This is a genomic window from Photobacterium aquimaris, assembly GCF_002954455.1.
Classification (GTDB): Bacteria; Pseudomonadota; Gammaproteobacteria; order Enterobacterales; family Vibrionaceae; genus Photobacterium; species Photobacterium aquimaris.
The window spans coordinates 1,036,289-1,054,765 of sequence record NZ_MSCC01000002.1 but is presented as its reverse complement, the minus strand read 5'-3'; the positions used below and the strand labels follow the sequence as shown (position 1 = coordinate 1,054,765).

At 38.5% G+C, this 18,477-nt stretch carries 18 protein-coding genes; 8 read left to right on the top strand and 10 right to left on the bottom strand.

All coding sequences use genetic code 11. The features are described 5' to 3' along the window. Positions 1 to 489: IS110 family transposase (locus tag BTN98_RS15440; RefSeq protein WP_146107036.1), on the bottom strand; the 489-nt coding region annotated here is incomplete at its 3' end. Between the two features lie 211 nt (positions 490 to 700). On the opposite strand from BTN98_RS15440, the gene BTN98_RS15435 reads away from it, so the two are divergent. Further along, positions 701 to 925: a hypothetical protein gene (locus BTN98_RS15435; RefSeq protein WP_060999438.1), complete on the top strand. Its 225-nt coding sequence runs from the start codon at positions 701 to 703 to the stop codon at positions 923 to 925. 1 nt (position 926) lies between these two features. Here the strand turns inward: BTN98_RS15435 and BTN98_RS15430 are convergent, their stop codons facing one another. After that, entirely contained in the window at positions 927 to 1,778 is an 852-nt protein-coding gene (locus BTN98_RS15430) for an SIS domain-containing protein (RefSeq protein ID WP_060999437.1), read from the bottom strand. A gap of 251 nt (positions 1,779 to 2,029) precedes the next feature. Between BTN98_RS15430 and murQ the strand changes: the two genes are divergently transcribed. Both murQ and murP read left to right on the top strand, forming a co-directional pair. After that, positions 2,030 to 2,935: an N-acetylmuramic acid 6-phosphate etherase gene (gene murQ / locus BTN98_RS15425; RefSeq protein WP_060999436.1), complete on the top strand. Its 906-nt coding sequence runs from the start codon at positions 2,030 to 2,032 to the stop codon at positions 2,933 to 2,935. Positions 2,936 to 2,966: 31 nt separating this feature from the next. Beyond that, positions 2,967 to 4,421, top strand: coding sequence for a PTS N-acetylmuramic acid transporter subunit IIBC (gene murP, locus BTN98_RS15420; RefSeq protein ID WP_060999435.1), 1,455 nt, complete (start codon positions 2,967 to 2,969; stop codon positions 4,419 to 4,421). A 269-nt stretch (positions 4,422 to 4,690) separates the two neighbouring features. On the opposite strand, the gene BTN98_RS15415 is transcribed toward murP, so the two are convergent. Continuing rightward, positions 4,691 to 5,551 carry a WYL domain-containing transcriptional regulator gene (locus BTN98_RS15415; RefSeq protein WP_060999445.1) on the bottom strand — a complete coding sequence of 287 codons (861 nt, stop codon included), beginning with the start codon at positions 5,549 to 5,551 and terminating at the stop codon, positions 4,691 to 4,693. A gap of 140 nt (positions 5,552 to 5,691) precedes the next feature. Here BTN98_RS15415 and BTN98_RS15410 point away from each other — a divergent pair, with 140 nt between their 5' ends. The 5 genes from BTN98_RS15410 (at position 5,692) to BTN98_RS15390 (ending at position 12,767) form a co-directional block, all read left to right on the top strand. Further along, positions 5,692 to 9,177 carry a hypothetical protein gene (locus tag BTN98_RS15410; RefSeq protein WP_060999434.1) on the top strand — a complete coding sequence of 1,162 codons (3,486 nt, stop codon included), beginning with the start codon at positions 5,692 to 5,694 and terminating at the stop codon, positions 9,175 to 9,177. Between the two features lie 5 nt (positions 9,178 to 9,182). Continuing rightward, a complete protein-coding gene (locus tag BTN98_RS15405; protein WP_060999432.1) occupies positions 9,183 to 11,153 on the top strand; it encodes a hypothetical protein in 1,971 nt (656 codons plus the stop codon). Between the two features lie 159 nt (positions 11,154 to 11,312). Continuing rightward, on the top strand, positions 11,313 to 11,681 hold the full coding sequence (locus tag BTN98_RS15400; protein ID WP_060999430.1) for a hypothetical protein: 369 nt from the start codon (positions 11,313 to 11,315) through the stop codon (positions 11,679 to 11,681). A gap of 48 nt (positions 11,682 to 11,729) precedes the next feature. Further along, a complete protein-coding gene (locus BTN98_RS15395; protein ID WP_060999429.1) occupies positions 11,730 to 11,987 on the top strand; it encodes a hypothetical protein in 258 nt (85 codons plus the stop codon). 579 nt (positions 11,988 to 12,566) lie between these two features. Further along, entirely contained in the window at positions 12,567 to 12,767 is a 201-nt protein-coding gene (locus tag BTN98_RS15390) for a hypothetical protein (RefSeq protein WP_060999427.1), read from the top strand. Positions 12,768 to 13,077: 310 nt separating this feature from the next. Here BTN98_RS15390 and BTN98_RS15385 read toward each other — a convergent pair whose 3' ends face one another. The 7 genes from BTN98_RS15385 to cyoC form a co-directional block, all read right to left on the bottom strand. Next, positions 13,078 to 14,745: an RluA family pseudouridine synthase gene (locus tag BTN98_RS15385; protein WP_060999426.1), complete on the bottom strand. Its 1,668-nt coding sequence runs from the start codon at positions 14,743 to 14,745 to the stop codon at positions 13,078 to 13,080. Positions 14,746 to 14,887: 142 nt separating this feature from the next. After that, the gene (locus BTN98_RS15380; protein ID WP_060999423.1) at positions 14,888 to 15,388 is read right to left on the bottom strand and encodes a hypothetical protein; all 501 of its coding nucleotides are present in this window, start codon (positions 15,386 to 15,388) and stop codon (positions 14,888 to 14,890) included. Positions 15,389 to 15,401: 13 nt separating this feature from the next. Beyond that, entirely contained in the window at positions 15,402 to 15,905 is a 504-nt protein-coding gene (locus BTN98_RS15375; protein WP_060999421.1) for a copper chaperone PCu(A)C, read from the bottom strand. A gap of 11 nt (positions 15,906 to 15,916) precedes the next feature. Continuing rightward, positions 15,917 to 16,537 (bottom strand): SCO family protein, encoded by a 621-nt coding sequence (locus tag BTN98_RS15370; protein WP_060999419.1) that lies wholly within the window; start codon positions 16,535 to 16,537, stop codon positions 15,917 to 15,919. After that, positions 16,534 to 17,451: a heme o synthase gene (cyoE, locus tag BTN98_RS15365; RefSeq protein WP_060999417.1), complete on the bottom strand. Its 918-nt coding sequence runs from the start codon at positions 17,449 to 17,451 to the stop codon at positions 16,534 to 16,536. Before cyoE ends, BTN98_RS15370 begins: the two co-directional genes overlap by 4 nt. A 13-nt stretch (positions 17,452 to 17,464) precedes the next feature. Continuing rightward, positions 17,465 to 17,818: a cytochrome o ubiquinol oxidase subunit IV gene (gene cyoD, locus BTN98_RS15360; RefSeq protein WP_060999415.1), complete on the bottom strand. Its 354-nt coding sequence runs from the start codon at positions 17,816 to 17,818 to the stop codon at positions 17,465 to 17,467. Beyond that, on the bottom strand, positions 17,818 to 18,462 hold the full coding sequence (gene cyoC, locus BTN98_RS15355) for a cytochrome o ubiquinol oxidase subunit III (protein ID WP_060999413.1): 645 nt from the start codon (positions 18,460 to 18,462) through the stop codon (positions 17,818 to 17,820). Before cyoC ends, cyoD begins: the two co-directional genes overlap by 1 nt. Positions 18,463 to 18,477 lie beyond the last annotated feature (15 nt).

Genomic DNA, 18,477 nt, shown 5'->3' with positions numbered 1-18,477 from the left:
GCCACTAATAGTGCTAGCTTCAAGTCGGTTACTTTCTCTCAATCTATCTTTTTCCAATGCAGAGAGTCTACGGACTAACATTTTGATTGACCTGATATTCTCGGCATCTGGTTTCCAGAAAGAAACATGCTCATATTGTGCATCTCCGTACCTTGCAAGCATATATGAGTCTAATTTGTCAGTTTTATGAACTAGCCCTAGCGATTGAGAAAACTTCTTCGCTTTGCCTGGATTTGAAATAATGATTTGAAAACCTGACGAGTGTAAAAATAAAGCGATAGCTTCATGATAAACACCTGTAGATTCCATCGTAATAACGATCTCATGTGGTTGGCATTTAGCTTGTTTTAACAACCAATCATTAATAATGAAATAATCGATTTTCCGATTTTTAAAGCTTCTAAATTTACGACCGCTCTTGGTTTGATTTAGTAATAAACAGAAATCTAAAGAATCTTTGCTTATATCAATTCCAACATTTACTCTCATATCAACGACTCCACTTGTGCATACAGCGTCATTAGTTAATAACTAAGCGCTCGGATACCATCCAGTATTAGAGAAAGTAAAATCAGGGGATAATCTACAGCTCAATGTTAAACATTACGTGGTCAAACATCCTCACTGATTTTAGAGCTTAGAGATAGCTAATCATCCAAAACCTCATCATTACTTTGATGCTGATATAGAAAACCCAGAAATGTTTTTGGTGTATCCTTCACACTCAGGTTTTAAGCAGGCAATACCACATAGCTTTGATTTCCAGATTCAAGGCGAGAAAACCTTAAAGCTATGGGTCGTTTCTTTTGTGATTAGTGAGAAAGATGATGAGAAGGGGATTCAGTGGCCGGATAAAGCCCAAATACCAGCCGAGCTTTATAAAAAATATTATGCCCTTTATACCGACATTATTTGTTCAAAATAAATCAAATCCTTTCCACTGCGGAGGATATCTCATTGAGTAATAGTTTTGCTTTATCACTTTTAAGTTGTAATAGCGTCATAAAAAGCAGATCGGTAATGACATTTTGTGCCGTTCGAGAAGAAATAGAAGAACTTCGAAACTGTTTTTCATCAGCAATGGTATCAATTGTATAGTGAGCCAATTTTCGTAAGGGGCTTTTTTTAATATTGGTTAATGCAATAATTGTTGCGCCTTTATCATAGGCCGATTGAGCCGCAACAAGTATTTCTCTGCGTGTACCTGAAAATGAAATGGCGATGAGTATATCGTCTTTAGTGAGCGTATTTGCAGTGGCAACTTGAACATGCGTATCTTGTTCGTTGAGTGCGGTGATCCCGATTTTTAACAGCTTAAAGGTGAGATCTTTTGCCGTTAATGCTGAACCACCAATACCGACAATTTGAATACGTTGTGCTTGATTGAGCAGGTTAACTATCGCCTCAAACTTCGCAAAATCAATGGCATTGGTTGTTGCAATTAAAGCGTGGGTTTTCTCTTGAATTAACTTTTGGGCAATGGTTAATGAAGAGTCATCGCTATGAATTTTGTTATGGATCGGTCTTTTGGGCTCTAGAATTGCCTTTTGTTGAGCAAGATCTTCAATAATGGCAAGCTTTAGGGCTGTAAATCCCTTAAATCCAAGCTTTTGCGCAAATTTGATGATGCCAGATTGTGAAACTCCCACCTTTAGCGCTAAATCCTGACTCACATACCCGCTTAACGAAGAGGGATCTGCAAGAATAAAGTCTAATATCTTCACTTCATTACTCGACAAATGACTTCGCTGGTTTTGCATTCTCTCTAAAATACTCATAGTTACCTGACTTTTTTGAATTAATTATTCATTAGTGTTAAACGATTATTCTTATTGTTGATTGATTTTAAAGTTATGTAATTATTGTGTTTTTGTGCTGTTTTCTGTTTGGTGACGGTTATTGTGAATTACATTTATTCTTTAATTTTGGCATAAAATGAATAATTTTAGTTGTGATTATTGTCACTTAATCGAATTTTTTATTCTATATGATGCCTCTAAACCTAATCTCCAACTGAAGAGAGCTGATGATGAAAATCGATCTAACAACCTTAGTGACTGAAAGCCGAAATGCCGTGAGCGAGAATATTGATATGCTTGCAACAATGGATATGTTGAAAGTGATTAATCAAGAAGATCAAAAAGTGGCTATAGCAGTAGAAGCGATTATTCCTGAAATAGCGAAGGTTGTTGATCTTATTGCAAATGCTTTCCAATCTGGCGGTCGGTTGATTTATACCGGAGCTGGAACGTCTGGTCGATTAGGTATTTTAGATGCGAGTGAGTGTCCTCCAACATATGGCTCAGATCCTAGCTTAGTGGTTGGGTTGATTGCTGGTGGACATCAAGCGATTTTAAAAGCAGTTGAAAATGCAGAAGATAACTTTGAACTTGGCGCTGCAGATTTACAACAGATTGGTTTTAATAACAAAGATGTGCTTGTGGGAATTGCTGCAAGTGGGCGTACACCTTATGTATTAGGGGCGATGAACTACGCCAAAAGCGTTGGCGCAACAGTTGCGACATTAAGTTGTAATGCCAATAGCCCAATGACGCAGATAGCAGATATTAATATGACCCCCATTGTTGGTCCTGAAGTGGTAACGGGTTCTTCAAGAATGAAGGCTGGTACTGCGCAGAAATTAGTTCTGAATATGTTAACCACTGGCGCAATGATCCGTACCGGAAAAGTGTTTGGAAACCTAATGGTTGATGTTGAAGCCACTAACGCCAAGCTCATTCAGCGTCAGCATAATATAGTGGTTGAAGCGACGGGGTGCTTAGAATCACAAGCAGCAGAGGCACTTGCACAATGCAAGAATCACTGTAAAACCGCTATCTTAATGATTTTACTTGATATCGATGCAGAGTTAGCAGCAGCAAAATTGAGTAAACATAATGGCTTTATTCGTCATGCACTTTTAGACCAAAAATGATTGAACAACAGGTTTTATTAAGGAGCATAAGATGGCCAAAATAACAGTTTCAATGATGCAACAAATACTCGTGGCAATTGGTGGTAAGGCTAATGTTATCAAATGCGGTAACTGCATGACGCGATTACGCCTTACATTACAAGATGATAGTTTAGCAGAACGAGATTCAATTAAGCGCATTGCAGGAGTAATGGGGTTAGTTGAGAGTGATGATCAGTTTCAAATTGTTTTAGGTCCTGGTAAAGCACAAACCGCGGCTGAAATGTTAAATAGCATGCTTGATAAAGAGTCGGAAGAGCCAGGGGATACATCAAATCAGCATTCGAATCTGAAAGATGTTGCTTCTGCGCATAAACAACAACTAAAGAAAAAACAGACCAGTGCCGCGCAACGTTTTTTGAGTAAGTTTGCGACCATTTTTACGCCTTTAATTCCGGGCTTTATTGCGGCAGGTTTATTATTAGGTATTGCGACATTATTAGAACAACTTTTTGTCATTGGTCAAACTGCACCTAATGCGCATTTACTTGATTTAATAGCGTATATGAAGGTCTTCAGTAAAGGGCTGTTTAGCTTTTTAAGTATCCTTATTGGTTATAATGCGCAGCAAGCTTTTGGCGGTTCAGGTGTCAATGGTGCGATTTTAGCGTCCTTTTTTGTATTAGGTTATAACCCAGATGCAACCTCTGGTATTTATTCGGGAATGACCGACTTTTTTGGTAATGGTATTGATCCTCGAGGCAATATTATTGGAGTGTTAATAGCAGCCATTATTGGTGCTGGCGTTGAGAAAAAGGTTCGTCAATTTATTCCAGATAATCTAGATATGATATTAACCTCGATGATCACTTTGTTGATTATGGGCGCGGTGACTTTTGTGATCATCATGCCGATTGGCGGTGAGTTGTTTAAAGGTATGTCATGGTTATTTATCAACCTTAATGGTAACCCGTTAGGAAGCGCGATCTTAGCAGGACTATTCTTAATATCGGTTATGTTTGGTATTCACCAAGGCTTTGTACCTGTTTACTTTGCACTGATGGATGCGCAAGGGTTTAATTCACTTTTCCCTATTTTAGCAATGGCAGGGGCAGGACAAGTTGGCGCAGCATTAGCGTTATATGCGAAAGCTAAAAAGGATTCGTTGCTACGAACGCAAGTGAAAGGGGCGATTATTCCGGGCTTCTTAGGCATTGGCGAGCCGCTTATTTATGGTGTTACGCTACCGCGTGTTAAACCTTTTGTTACTGCTTGTATTGGTGGTTCGGCTGGTGGTTTCTTTATTGGATTAGTCTCTTACATGGGGTTACCAATTGGTTTAAATACAGTGTTTGGCCCATCAGGTATTGTTGCCTTGCCATTAATGACATCAAGCTCAGGTATTTTTGCTGGTATGGCAATATTCACAATTGGTCTGCTAATTTCATACCTTGTTGGATTTGCGATGACATGGTTCTTCGGCACCAAAAATGTTGATTTAAGTTAAGACCCATCACAGATAAGCGGCTTTGTGAAGTGACCCTAATAGTTGGATACCAATTATTAGGGTTTTTTATGTCTAAATACAGTCGTGAGTTGTTATTAACTCTTAAATATTAATTGAGTGATATAGGTCACTACCATCATTTGTGAATACTGACTTATCTATATGTATTAGTTAATTTACTGATTGAAAATGCAATGTTATCGAGTCCACTTTACTTAATAATTATTAGTTATTAGGTGTGCAGTATGTTCTTGAGGTATTCTCTGTACTTAAAAAAATAAATATGGTTTCAGTTCGTCAAAATTTGCCACAATAATTTGCTGACTCTTCGGATCAAGATCCAGCACACTAATATCGATGTTATATGTATCTAAAACATAGCGGATCAATGCTGCATTTGTCGGTATTCTCAATATTCCTTCTTTCATGCCATAGTCATGGGCAACAACAGCGGCTTGTGCATCTGCTAATCTCGGATCGGGTATTAACTTGATAGAGAGTGAAGTATTCCACTTGTCATCGTGGTCTTTTCCCATCACTTTCTTACCTTCAAGAGAGGGGATACCTCGTATTCGGCTAAGTACAAAATCTCTATAACCAGTTGCATGTTCGCAATAGGCACGAACGTGCCAGCGCAATGATGTACAAACTAGTGTGTGGGGTGAAATAATTCTCTCAACTTCAACACCATCTTTTATTGATGTGTAGCTTATATCGACACGTTTGTTTTCTCTGATAGCTTGTACGAGTGGACGAAGTATCTCTGGGGAGATATTCCGAGCGAGAGGCCTTACCATGGTCGTGTTATCAAACCCCATATCGAGTTCTTTAAACGTGATAGTCATATCTTCACTTCTTGAAAGGATGTGTAGATATTCATCGGCATGGCCACGCGTTAGCTGTGGAGTAAAGTTATCAGAGGGTTTGTAGCCTTTTAGGTGTTTATCATAAACAAGGTTTTCAGGGGCTATATCGGAAAGGTAAGTGTTTATATCTTTCGACGCTTGCTGTCTGCCAATTCCAAAACTTTGAATTAAATGGTTAGTCGTTAGCCTTCCTTCCCAAAGGGCAATGATTTCTATCATCCTGTATCGAAATAGTAGGTCCCAACGGATTGGCCATTTTTTCATCATCAAGTCCAGCCTAGTTACTCTACATGTTTATGTATTCAGTATTTACCTGTCGCTGTTGTATGCATAATATTGCCTGGTTATTTTGTAGTCAATAAGATGTTAACTAACTGATTGAGAATCTTTTTGGAGTAAAGTCTATGAGCGCATTACTTGAAACGTACTTGGAAATGGCAGGTCCTGAAACGTGCAAGTCAAAAGATGGTTTTTTGGCAATCATTGACGCGCAGACTGGCCTAGGAAAAACTTACCAGGCTACAGAACTTAAATTAGAACACTTAATAGCTGATTCGAAAATAACGTTAATTTACTCAACTAACTTGAGAATTAATGTTAAGGAAGCATACGAAGCCTTGCTTGATCGCATCGATAGTAAATCCACGCTTAGCGAAGAAGAAAAAGAGGAATTCAAACGTAACGTTATTTTGATTCCGGCCCAAGATACAGCTATTGGTGAATTATCAGCTGAGGATTGGGCGACTATATTTGAGATATTGGATATACAACAGCAAAAAGAAGTTAAAACGTTACTTGATAAGGTTAAGCTGTTAATTCAGATAAAAAACAGCAGTAATACACTGATCTTTGATGAAGAAATACGTACTGAGCGCAATAAGGTTTTTACGTTACTCAAGACCCAACTAAAAAAGAAAGAAATCCAAGATACAAATCTAAATGAAATTCTTGATCGAATATTCCCGGCAAGGAGAATAGATCAGGAAAAAACGCAGGTTCTATTTTTAACTACATCAAAGTTACTCTATCCATGGCACAGTCTTAAAAAAAGTTACAGAGTCAGCGATTTTCTTGATAACTCGTTGTTGATTCTTGATGAGTTTGATCGCCAGCAAAGTGAGTTTTTAACTCACCTCATTAATACCGTCTCGGATTACGACATTATTGCATTAACACGTAAGTTTTATTCTAGCTTTGACAGTTTTAGAATTCATGGTACCCCTGAATTTAATGACGTTGATAAGTGTTTTGACCGCTTTCGAAAGGCTCTTTCGGAGCACAAAGAGAAATGGTTTGTCAGTTACAGACCATTTATCACAGATGCAACGATTCATGAAGGGAGTGAAAATCAAAATCAGATATTCACCTTGTTATCAGACAGAATGTCTATTCATGCAATTAATTTTAAGCATGAGTTATTAAGGTCGAACATAAACCATGCGCTAGGCTGTCATGAAATTGGTCCGGGTGGAAATGAAAGTGCAATACAGTTTATTAACAATGGCGCCCAACTTATTAAGACATTCTGCAATGGAATGCTAAGTGCAATCTTTAAGTTAAAAAAGAACTTAGAGAGTTTAAATGACTCAAAAAACTACACGACAGAGAATTTGGTAGGCAAAGTACTTAATAACTTAGGGTTAGTCGAACTCACGCCAAACATCATGTCCTTGATCTCAACTAGGTTGAGTTTCAAAGTTCAAAATGCTCACAAAGCTTATAGCTTTCACGATAGTGGCTACCAAATAGCCAACATTGCTAGGTATAGTGATACAGACAATACCGCTAGCGCCTACACATTTGATTTGACGCTAACTTCAACAGGTTTACTAGCACATTGGGTTCTGGCTGGAGCTCGAGTTCTTGGTGTAAGTGCTACAGCGACAAGCCGAACAGCAATCCATAACTTTGATCTCGATTACCTCAGTGATGTGCTTTCTGAGCGATTAGTGCTTCTTAATTCAAAACAAAAGGCAGCAATAAAAGCTGAGTATTGTAATAAACGAAGATACAAAGAAAATCAGGTCCAAATTAGTATAAAAAGCATTTCTGAACGTGTGGCTTGGGGGGGAGTTGCTGAACTCTACTCAGAATTCAATGGCCGAGAAAATACTCATCCAGTATTGCTTGAAAACGAATTATGCAAATTATTAAACATAGACCAGGGACAATTAAAGTTTGCCGTTAATCGAGCTAATAAGTTAATTGAATCCATTCGACAATTTTCGCTAAATTCAAATAACCGTTACCATTTTTGTATGCTGAACAAAAGTTATAAAAATCGTGAGTTTATAGATTTTATGGCAAAGGTTGGCCAAAAGTACGGAGTTACAATTTTTGAAAATATTAATGCTGCTTCATTCAGAAATGATAAATTCGAAGAAGTATTAAATCTCTTGGAAAGAACCAATAATAAAGTTGCAGTGATAACAAATTATCAGGCGACTGGAGCAGGCCTATCTCCGTCATATTCAATAGGGGCAAATCATTCGTTGACTTATGTAGGTCCAGAGGGAGAAGAACCATTCCAGTTTAAAACGGATATTGACTCAATTTATTTAGAACAACCGATGAACTTGATTGGCAGCCGGATTGGTGAAGATTTAGTTGCTAATGAGCGAGATATTGCGATTAAAAAGAATATTCATGATGCGTTAATGCTCCATGAAAAAGGTATTATCATCGCCAACGAAGTCAAATCGAAACTCAAATCATTTATTTCACTATATATTAATCGCTTTGCCGTAGGCTCTTTGATTGCAACATATAAAGATAGCGAAGATTATCGATATGCTGTTTATCGTTTTATTGAGCAAGCACTTGGCCGAATGTGTCGAACTGAATGGAAACAACGTGAAATTACTATCATGTATGACGCAGTTACTAATTTTGTTGAAACACTGGCCAAAGATAATCGCAACCTTTCGTCATCATCGCACGAGTATCAAGCATTAATCGCTGATATCAAGCAGCGTTATAAAACGCAGGTTCCAGAGAAGTATTCAATCTCCTATCATCCTCGCGCTTCTCGAAATTATGCACATATTCAAAGACTAATAACTAGTGTGTATGAATATCAAAATGGAAATGCAATAGGTCAGTACGATAGATTGCGTGATTGGATGCTCAAGAAGCCGGCGATGTCGTTACCACCAACAGGAGAAGATGTTCGCTATTACATCGATGTGCAAGCTCCTCTTGGTCAGTACCAATATCAAATTAACTATTCCGATGAGAAAGGAATCACTGAAATTTTCATTAACCCTGCGGATTCATCAGGGTTAAGAGAAGTTTCTGAACATTCTGCTCGGCTACCTTTACTTATGCTTAACCCTTTAGTTGCGGCACATTTTAAAGCAAATGATTTTGCCACTACATTTGGAGGTTCTCATTTTGTGTTAGCGCCAGCCATGTTTGATCTTTACATGGGAGCACTTGGTGAAGAAGCGGTCAATGCAATTTTGATGGCGTTTGGCTACGAGATCCAAACTATGCCCGAAGGGTGTATGGAGTGGTTTGATGGCTACATCGAATTTGCTAATCAAATCCTTTTGGTTGACGTTAAGCATTGGAATTTAGAATTAGGCTGTCTGGTCCATGACAATACCTTGGATAAGTGTAAAACCAAGTTGGATAAAATTAGGATGAATCCACCGGAGGAGTTTGCAAATAAGCGTGTAACAGCGATGTATATCAATACTATCTGGAGCGGAGCTGAAGGTATAAATTCGCGCAAATATGTAAGTGAGGATCAGCAGTTTGTTGAGCACGTAAGTCCAATCCAAGCTGATGTTATTGAGATACCAGGAATTATCGACAATGTATCTGGTGCAAATAATGTCCCTCCGATGAACCAATTATTAGCACTATTAAACCAATTTTCGGAGTGAAAAAGATGAGTCGAAGTTTAACTACCCTTATAGACATTACTTTTGATTTTGAAGCGCTAAACAAAAATTATATTGTTTACAAAGTATCATTAGGTAAAAACCTAAAGCATGTTGATTACGCGAGGAAATTGAGTTTAGTAGAGCGTTCTTCTAAGCCAACAGCGCTTATTAGTCATTCTGGTCACTATTGGGTGTTGCTCGACAAGCATGACAAAATCAAATTTGAATCACCAGATATCGCTTTTGAGTGTGTAGCGTTTGAAGATTGTGACAAGTTATTATTGGGACGTTTATTTGTACGTGCACTAGGTAAAGTGGCGCCAAGTCATTTTTTTTCAGGGCTTGGTGAAACGTTTCTTTTTGTAGAGACTGATAAGTTTTTTGAGCATACCGTATATAAATGTTTGAAATTTGAACTCAAGGAGAGCATGCGCTTTAACTCGTTATTCATTTCTATGGATGGAACAACATTTTCACCGCTAGAAACGGTATATAAACCTGCTGGTTACATTGAGAAGCAAGCCAAATTTGAATTTGATATGGGGAGTGGACTGTTACGACGTCACTCTCAAGGTAATCTTATTGTATATAGCCCTGGGAATAAAAAGTTTACGACCAATGCTATTGATATTTCTGGGCAAGATTCAATATCGCTGCAAAAGACGAAAACTGGTGCGATCTATCAGTTTGTTAGTCTGATGAATACGCATTTTTCTGATATTTTATCGTTGCAATTGAAGCCTATTAAGGCCAGCTGGCGCGAGCATTACAAGAAGCGTGATATCGAACAAGTATACCAGCGTATTTATCAAGTTATTGATAGTGCTGGCGGTCTGCAAGTTGTTAATGCTTCTTTAAAAGAGAATGGTATTGAAAAGCTGAAACGTCAAAAATGGCCTGTCCAAGTTGAATTTATAAAGCAGATGGACATCGATAGTAAAAAACCGTTACTTGTGGTGCTAGATAGTGCTAAAGATTATGAAAAAGCGGGGCTGTCCGATCCTAAAGCTGGATTTTATTCATCAGATAGAGTGACGCAAAGTATTTATAATTCAACGATTACTTCGGTTAGACCTAAACCCAAAGGAAATGAGTTAAGTCCGATTATTGATACTGTAGTAAAAGAAATAGCGATCAAACAAGAGTGTATGCAAGGTCAGTTCCTCATTCAAACGTTGAAGGGAACCTATTGGTTCGTTGAGAGAGAAGAGCCCAAATATAGAGGTCAGAAGCCTATTTTCAACATCTTAAAATGTGATAATGGCAGCTTTCAGTACGAGCAACAAGATGAGTTTTATTTTGATGATCTAAATATTGAATTGCCTGAAAAGCAACGCTATTTTGAAACACTGAATTATGTGATTGATATGGAGAAGCAACCACCTAAACTTTGTACCATTATTCATGAAAAAATCGCCGTCATTCCTGATGCTACTAAACTTTTTGAAGTCCTTGATTATCTAAAAGGGAGTAATCAACACGGTATTCGCCGTGAGTTTATTGAACAGTATCTCTCAGACACGACCTATTCCAAAGATCCAATTCATGACAAGCTTATGTCCATGCTAGAAAAACTCCCAATGCAGCAAGAGTTTTATAAAGAAGATCTCAAAACAGCCAAAATTAGATATCGCTCTACTGCAGAGCAAGCTCTCATTGATAGATATTTTGAAGAGACTGGAGTGATGCTGAATTACTCATTGAAGGGTGATCACAATGAATATCTCGAAGCCTTAACGGGACACTTTTATGATGAAGAACACTCTGCCTATTTTGTTGGTAGTGAAAAGGGTGGCTTTAAATTTAGCAGGGGGCAATTTAACCATCTTAGATATCTTGACGGCCCAGAAGATTTAAAACAGCTTTGTTTAGATTTAACAAAGAGTTATTTTATTCGTAATAAGCTAGCGACAGTGCGACCTTTCCCATTTAAGTATTTATCTGAATGTCGAGAAGGTCTGAAGTGGCAGAAGTGAGTTTTAGGCTAGTAACTAAAAGAAAATTAAAATGCTCAGATAGAAATGTATTAATACAGACGTAATATTAGTGTTAGTTCACGAACATTATGTAATGTATTTGCATAAATATATGGGAATTAATAGCATCAAGACTGCTCATAAGTGATGGATAATTTGATGAGACTAAATCAATATTTACAGAAAATTGAACAAGGAAAGACTATAAAGTTAGAGTGTTTTATTACCTGTTTGCCTTTTTCAGATCCACAACAATGGCGTAATATTTATCAGGCTGAGCGAGTTCGTGGTGGTTATCTTTTAGATATTATTGATGCCGAGAAACATCAAGCACTTTATAAAACGATTGTACAAGATCGAGTTGAGGCCGCCTATCAAGGTTCATCGCATGATTTCACGACCAGTTTTTCGCATATTTTAGTGTTAAATCAATACTGCGAATCTCAAATTCCTTTTGTTGTTCTATCAACTAATTCTGGATTTAAATGTGCAGGAGAACTGATAGGTAAACAGGCTGTTATTATTTAAAATCAGGAAAATTTCTATCGCTATCAGGATTTTTTAGCAGTTATTGGTATGCCTAACTATGCCTTTGATTGCGATATATTATTGGGTGCAGGCAATCAAATTTGTCATTTATTTTGGAATGATAATCGTGGTGATGATGGTATTGGTGGACGTGTTGAAGGATTAAGTCCTACAAAAGTACAAGCATATCTAAAAAATGCTGATGATTATTTTAAGGTTGCGGTACGTCCACTGCAATTAAAGACGTTATATATGCTAATAGGTTACTTGATATTAATGCGATGCGCTTTTGTTTATTTCCATTAAAAGAAACTGATAACGCTAATGTGGGGGCATTTAGAGCGCTAGTTCGATTATTGTTTGATATGAAAACTGGATCTGACGCTTAGCGGTGGTGGCTTTTTGAATAATGTTGCTGCAGTCTTACGTTTTTCACTACGATCTTTAATGATTATATCGCTTTGCTTATTTGTAAATTAGATAAATTCTCCTTTGCATAAAGATAAATCAGTGTCATTTTCGATAATTGCGGTAAGCCCATTAATCCAGCAACATAAGTTGGCGGCAAGTCATGTAGAATATTTAATAATAACTCGATGCAAATTGTTTGATCAGGATTTTCCATTCTTGGCTGGTTAGTCGGCATTTCAAATATTTTTTGGATTGAAGGGGGGATTTTGTTTGTCGTGTTGAGTGGTTAGAGTGTGGTGTTTATGGTGCGCTTACACATTACAAAGTAATTTATATTTTTATGATTCAATGATTGTGCTGCGTTGGTAGATAAATATAGATATTGTGAATAATTTATTTTGGTCTTCCTTCAACTTTATTGGATATATTTAGTGACTTCTACTTAGCTATATATTTATGAAAATGAGGTGTGTAATGGAAATACTATTTTTTATTGCTTTTGTTATTTCGCTATTAAATGCGGTGTACGCATTAGTTACAAAAAATATATTCTTTTCCGGTGGCTGGATTAGTTATTATGCTAATAAGTTAAATTTTTTTGCCGGTTTGGTGACTTTTATAGCATTTATTTTTTTCTATGGTGGTTTTTACTTTTTTATTTTTCCATCATTATAATCGCTATCTCCAATGGTTTGCTTATCTCATCGAATAATAAAGATTTTTTCAAACACAGTATCGACTGCTGATAATTACTATCGCTCAGCTTCTTTTTATGTGTTTGGTTCCAATCATTGCTTTTTTAGTGATTGTTGAGAATAAGTTCGTATGAAGTAGGTTTATAAAATTGAAAATAAACGCAGATGTGTGGGGTGTTTCATTTGGATTCTTAATAGGATTTTTAACTGACCCCTCAATAGCTGGACACCTATTATTGGGAGTCAGTTAACTTCTTTAGCTTTGTAGATTTAGCCCATTCAAAGTCTACTTAAAAATCAGCATCGACCTCAAATACCATTGGCTCACCAGTGACGGGGTGGGTTAGGCCAAGGTATTGTGCGTGCAAATGTAAACGATCTGCTTTTTGACCATATAAGTCATCACCAATAATCGGCATGTTCATGCCGTTGTGGTGGGCAGAGTGAATGCGCAGTTGGTGAGTACGGCCTGTTTTGGGGTAATAATAAACCTTGGTTTTACCGTATTTACGCTCAAGAACCTGCCACTTTGTGAGTGCAGGTTTACCGTGTTCATAACAGACTAATTGGCGCGGGCGATCGTCTAAATCAACTCGCATTGGTAAGTTTATTTCACCGTGATCCTGCTCGGCAATACCATCTAATAATGCCACATAACGTTTTTCTGCGGTGCGTTCAATAAACTGTTTTTGCAAGGCTTTATGCGCATCTTTGGTAAGTGCAATGACTATTAACCCAGAGGTCGACATATCTAAGCGGTGGACAATTAATGGACTATCACTGTCAGGGAACATCGCTTGCATACGGCTATAAACAGAATCGGTGATGGTTTTTCCAGGAACCGATAGAAACTCTGCCGGTTTATTGATAACCACCATCGCATCGTCTTGATACACAATCTCTAGCTCTTTGCCTTCCGCTGGGTTTTGTAAAAGTGGATTAGCATCAATGTCTAGTCCTGCTAGCATATGCTGTAAAATCGGCTCGCATTTGTTTTTACACGCTTCATAAAAATATTTGTGCTTACGAATCTGTGCTGCAGGTGAGGCTCCCCACCAAAATTTAGCCATCGCTAAAGGTTTCAGATGTTGCTTAAAGGCATGTTGAAGTAATTTAATGGTGGCGCAATCTCCCGCACCTTGTGGCGGTGTTATACCACCAAAGAGATCATTTAAATCTTGTGTTTCGCCATACTGATTTAGAAATTGATATTGTGCGTAGCGCTGTTGTTGTAATGTAGCCGTTAAGTTGTCGTATTCTGATTTGAGTAAGGCCAACTCTGCTGTATCAGCTTGTAACTTATCGCTAATATCGGCCAGTGTTTGAGCCCACTGCTGACGAATTGTTTTCTGTTGGTGCTTATCAAATGCACTTTCACGGGCAAGGCGATGGAATTCTTGAGTCATGAATTCACTATCATTACTTTTCTCCGCCGCTTTGCGTTGTAATTTACGTTGTTTGCGCTGTTCTATCATTTGTAATCGAAATGATTCAGCGGCTAACTCAGCTTGAGTTTGAGCTGTTTGATACTGCTGTTGTAATTGAGTGTAGCTTGGCTTGCACTCAATTGCGGTTATTTTAGCGCTAAGTTCATCAATCAACGCTTGCTGAGCCTTCATCGCCGGATCGATGTTGCGTTCATCACACACTGGGGGAACAAAGTGAGGTAGGTGGGTTAGATTGGCAATCTTGTCTGAAAATGCCGATAAATAACCGAGTTCACCTTGTTGGTTTTGAACTAATAACACGCCAAACATGTGACCAATCGCATCATTGTTGTCTAACCCAAAATTATGCTGCCACTGCTGTTGAGTATCGATATGGTGCTGTAACTCTTGAGCGGCTAACACGCATAAGGGATGAGGCGTGTAGCAAAACGGAAACGTAAACCGCTCAGGTAGTGGGTGGATATCAGTTGCTGCGATAAAGCGGGTGAAGCTAGTGTCAGATGCGTGCATGATGGTATCTATTACGAATAAGGGCGGCGATTTTAACATCTTCACCACTCAATTTCGAGTTTGGGATACATATATAAAAAGGCTCTTAATTGAGCCTTTTTATGTGTGGTTATTTATTACTGATTCTTAAATAACAATAATATTAATTACTGATCACTTGCCTAGTTGTGACTAAACAAATATTGGGTAATTGATCAGTTAAAAAAGCTTGTTTGCCTTTAATACGTTTACTATTGAGTACATAAGTCCTGTCATTGAGCTTGCCTTGAAAATCCCATTTACTGAATGCTTCGTGACGAGCATCAGAACACGAAGTTTGTAATACGTAACTTTCTGTGACAGATGTATCACAGCGGCCAGCGGTATTTTTTACACCGTGAAAGCTAACATGGCTATCACGATCGCGATAGCTGGTTACTGCTAGTGCATTAAAGAGGTGAATATCGTCTGATTTATCGGTATAAGACAATATACGGTGAGGGTTGGTTTTCAATGTTGCGTCAGCAAGTTGTATCAATTCGCTCGAACAAGGGATAGCTTGACTCTCTAGTATACTGTCCATTGATGTTTTTGCCGTTGCTGGTGCAATAAACATACTTGGCAATAGACAGACTCCAATAATAAAAAGTTGTGCATCTTTCATTTCAGCGCTCCGATTAATGCTTTTTCAATGGCATAACTAATAACTGAACATCAAACTGTTCACCATCAGCTTGTTGCATGCGCACTGTGATCACTTGATCGGCTTTAAGCGCATTTTTAACCCCCATAAACATCAGGTGATAGCCATTGCTTGCAAGGGTAACACTGCCTTTTGCTGGAATTTCAAGCATATCTACTTTACGCATTGCCATTTTGCTATCACGCATAAACATTCGATGAAATTCGGTATGCTTGGCGATAGCTGTGGTCGCGCCGGTCAGGGTGATTGCTTTATCACTATTATTGATGATTTTCATATAACCAGAACTGACTTTTGCGCCAGGAATGGTAGCTTTTGCAGTCGCATTTTCAATGGTTAATGCAGCGTTAATTTGCTGAATATTAGTATAATCGTGCTGGTCTGGTGACTGATGTTCCGCATGGGGCATTTCAGTGGCAAAAACCGCAGTCGGAAAACAGCTAAGTAAGAATGCTAAATACAAAGAACTTTTTTTCATTATTATATCTCCTATTGTTTAGCAATTGATTTGGCGTAAACACGCTCAATACCTGCAGCGAGTTCTGTGGGGGTGGTGTTATGGCTCATCGCACCAACTAATGTGCCTGCTTCATCAATAATGTAGAACCGTGAAGAGTGATCAACGGTGTAGCTTAATTCCGATGATTCCATATCGACAATGTCAAAATAGACCCCATATTGTTTGGTTAATGCATCAATTTGTTGTTGTGTACCTGTCACGCCGACAACATGATCGTCAAAATATTTAGCAAACTGATTTAAAGACACTAAATCATCACGTTCAGGATCGACACTAATGAATAGCCCGCGCACATGGTCATAGGTTTGTGGTGATAGGCGTGATAAAGCCGCAGATAGAACCCCCATTGAAGAAGGGCATACTTCAGCGCAGTTTAAAAAACCAAAATAAAGCACCACGATATTGCCTTTATATTGATCAAGGCTAACAGTGCCATTTAAACTATTAAGCTCAAAAGGGCCACCAAGATCTTTAAGTGGCTTTACATTTTCACCAACAGGGGTAGTGGTGTTATAGACATAGCATCCCATCAGTGTGGCAAGAAATAGTGCTCCAACGAGAAGCACCATTTTAGTTGGGTTTTTGGTCATGAATGCGGCTCCATTATCACTGCAGGAAGCGCATTTACTTGGTAATTTTTCTCGAGAGTTTCAGATGAAAAATCCAGAGAAATTAAGGTGCAAAAGACCATGATGTTAAAAATAGAGCTTAACAGCATTTTCTTACCCCATTGAGCATTAGGCACTTTTTGATAGCCTACTTTAGCAATATAGAGCCAATGTAAACTCACCAGTCCCATACCTAATGCATACCAACTGCCAGCGTAACCAAGGTAAGTAAGGGTAAATGCCGCCATTGCAAAGGCAATAATGTAACCGATGATATGGTGACGTGCTCGCGCAATCCCCACTTCAACCGGTAACACTGGAATTGATGCGGCTTTGTAATCTTCGAAACGATAGATTGCAATCGCATATGAATGTGGAATCTGCCATAAACAAAAAGTGATGAATAATACCGCTGCACCAGCATCAAACTGGCCAGTAACAGCACAATAGCCAATAACAGGTGGACACGCACCAGATAAGCCACCAATTAAAGTGCCATGAATAGATTTACGTTTGAAATAGAGGCTATAAAAGCCGACGTAAACCACAAATCCAAGTACACCAAATTCAAAAGCGACCACAGATGTATATTGATAAAGGGTAAAAAACCCCGCTAGGCATAATGCTGTCGCCCACATTAAAGCATGAGAGACAGGCACCACTTTTTTGACCAATTCACGCTCACAGGTACGTTTCATTAACTTGTCGATATCAATATCGATGACATTATTGAATACACACCCAGAAGCGACAATTAAGGTTGTACCAACGCATACTGCGAGTAGTAATAACCAATTAATGTTGCCTTGAGATGCAAGTAGAACGCCACCCACGGCGGCAACTAAGTTGCCACCGATGATGCCCGGTTTAGTGAGTTTAAGATAAGGTTTAATCATAGAACATCCCTGATCAATGACCCATTAGCATGTTGTGGTTTAAGTGATCCATGATCCACAAAGAGCCAATAAGAATAATAGAAACAATGACGACCACGAATACGGCAGATGACGTATTCCACATTTGTTCTGATGAGGTGTTCATATGAAGGAAGAACACCAGTTGTACCAGGATTTGTGCCACGGCTAATACCATGATCACACCAATAATGAACTGGGTTGAACCAACGCCAGCCATTACCATTGCAAAAGGAACAATGGTTAAAATAATCGAGAATATCAGTCCTCGAACATATTCTTTAACACTGCCATGGGCTTGGCCGCCTTGGCCATGTTCAGTTGCGTGTTGGTTAGTTGAATTGCTCATTACAATACTCCCATTAAGTAAACAACACTAAACACACAGATCCAGATAATATCTAAGAAGTGCCAGAATAGACTCAAGCAGGCTAAGCGCGTTTTGTTGTCCTCAGAGAAACCATCACGTTTAAAGTGGAAGAACAGCACAATCATCCATACTAAACCAGCAAATACGTGTAATCCGTGAGTTGCAACTAGGCCATAAAATGCAGACCAGTATGCGCTGCTATGGAATGTCGCACCTTCATTGCTGAAATGGTAGAACTCATATAGCTCCATGATTAAGAATGAGAAACCGAGCATGAAAGTAATGCCTAACCATTTGAGCATGCCTTTCATATCTTCATGGTTAGCCTTTAACATTGCCATGCCAAAGGTAAAACTACTAAACAGTAGTAACGCCGTTTCTGCCAATACAAAAGTTAAATTAAACAGTTCCTTAGGCTCAATTAAGCCGGCGAAACTGTTGGAGTAAACCGCATAAACGGCAAATAATGTACCGAATAATAAACAGTCACTGAGGATGTAAATCCAAAAGCCGAAAATGGTATCACCAGCGTAGTCATGATGGTCATGATCATCGAGATCATGACCGTCATGAGACTGAGCAGGGACATTGAGGTTAAGTGTATCTTTTACGTCTGTAGTCATAACTGCTCTCGTCCC

Coding starts and splice junctions, on each gene's coding strand:
- BTN98_RS15400 (WP_060999430.1), top strand. CDS start 11,313: ATGAGACTAAATCAATATTTACAGAAAATTGAACAAGGAAAGACTATA.
- BTN98_RS15380 (WP_060999423.1), bottom strand. CDS start 15,388: ATGAAAGATGCACAACTTTTTATTATTGGAGTCTGTCTATTGCCAAGT.
- BTN98_RS15370 (WP_060999419.1), bottom strand. CDS start 16,537: ATGACCAAAAACCCAACTAAAATGGTGCTTCTCGTTGGAGCACTATTT.
- cyoD (WP_060999415.1), bottom strand. CDS start 17,818: ATGAGCAATTCAACTAACCAACACGCAACTGAACATGGCCAAGGCGGC.
- cyoC (WP_060999413.1), bottom strand. CDS start 18,462: ATGACTACAGACGTAAAAGATACACTTAACCTCAATGTCCCTGCTCAG.
- BTN98_RS15435 (WP_060999438.1), top strand. CDS start 701: ATGTTTTTGGTGTATCCTTCACACTCAGGTTTTAAGCAGGCAATACCA.
- BTN98_RS15410 (WP_060999434.1), top strand. CDS start 5,692: ATGAGCGCATTACTTGAAACGTACTTGGAAATGGCAGGTCCTGAAACG.
- BTN98_RS15375 (WP_060999421.1), bottom strand. CDS start 15,905: ATGAAAAAAAGTTCTTTGTATTTAGCATTCTTACTTAGCTGTTTTCCG.
- BTN98_RS15390 (WP_060999427.1), top strand. CDS start 12,567: ATGGAAATACTATTTTTTATTGCTTTTGTTATTTCGCTATTAAATGCG.
- BTN98_RS15395 (WP_060999429.1), top strand. CDS start 11,730: ATGCCTAACTATGCCTTTGATTGCGATATATTATTGGGTGCAGGCAAT.
- BTN98_RS15430 (WP_060999437.1), bottom strand. CDS start 1,778: ATGAGTATTTTAGAGAGAATGCAAAACCAGCGAAGTCATTTGTCGAGT.
- cyoE (WP_060999417.1), bottom strand. CDS start 17,451: ATGATTAAACCTTATCTTAAACTCACTAAACCGGGCATCATCGGTGGC.
- BTN98_RS15415 (WP_060999445.1), bottom strand. CDS start 5,551: ATGAAAAAATGGCCAATCCGTTGGGACCTACTATTTCGATACAGGATG.
- BTN98_RS15385 (WP_060999426.1), bottom strand. CDS start 14,745: ATGCACGCATCTGACACTAGCTTCACCCGCTTTATCGCAGCAACTGAT.
- BTN98_RS15405 (WP_060999432.1), top strand. CDS start 9,183: ATGAGTCGAAGTTTAACTACCCTTATAGACATTACTTTTGATTTTGAA.
- murQ (WP_060999436.1), top strand. CDS start 2,030: ATGAAAATCGATCTAACAACCTTAGTGACTGAAAGCCGAAATGCCGTG.
- murP (WP_060999435.1), top strand. CDS start 2,967: ATGGCCAAAATAACAGTTTCAATGATGCAACAAATACTCGTGGCAATT.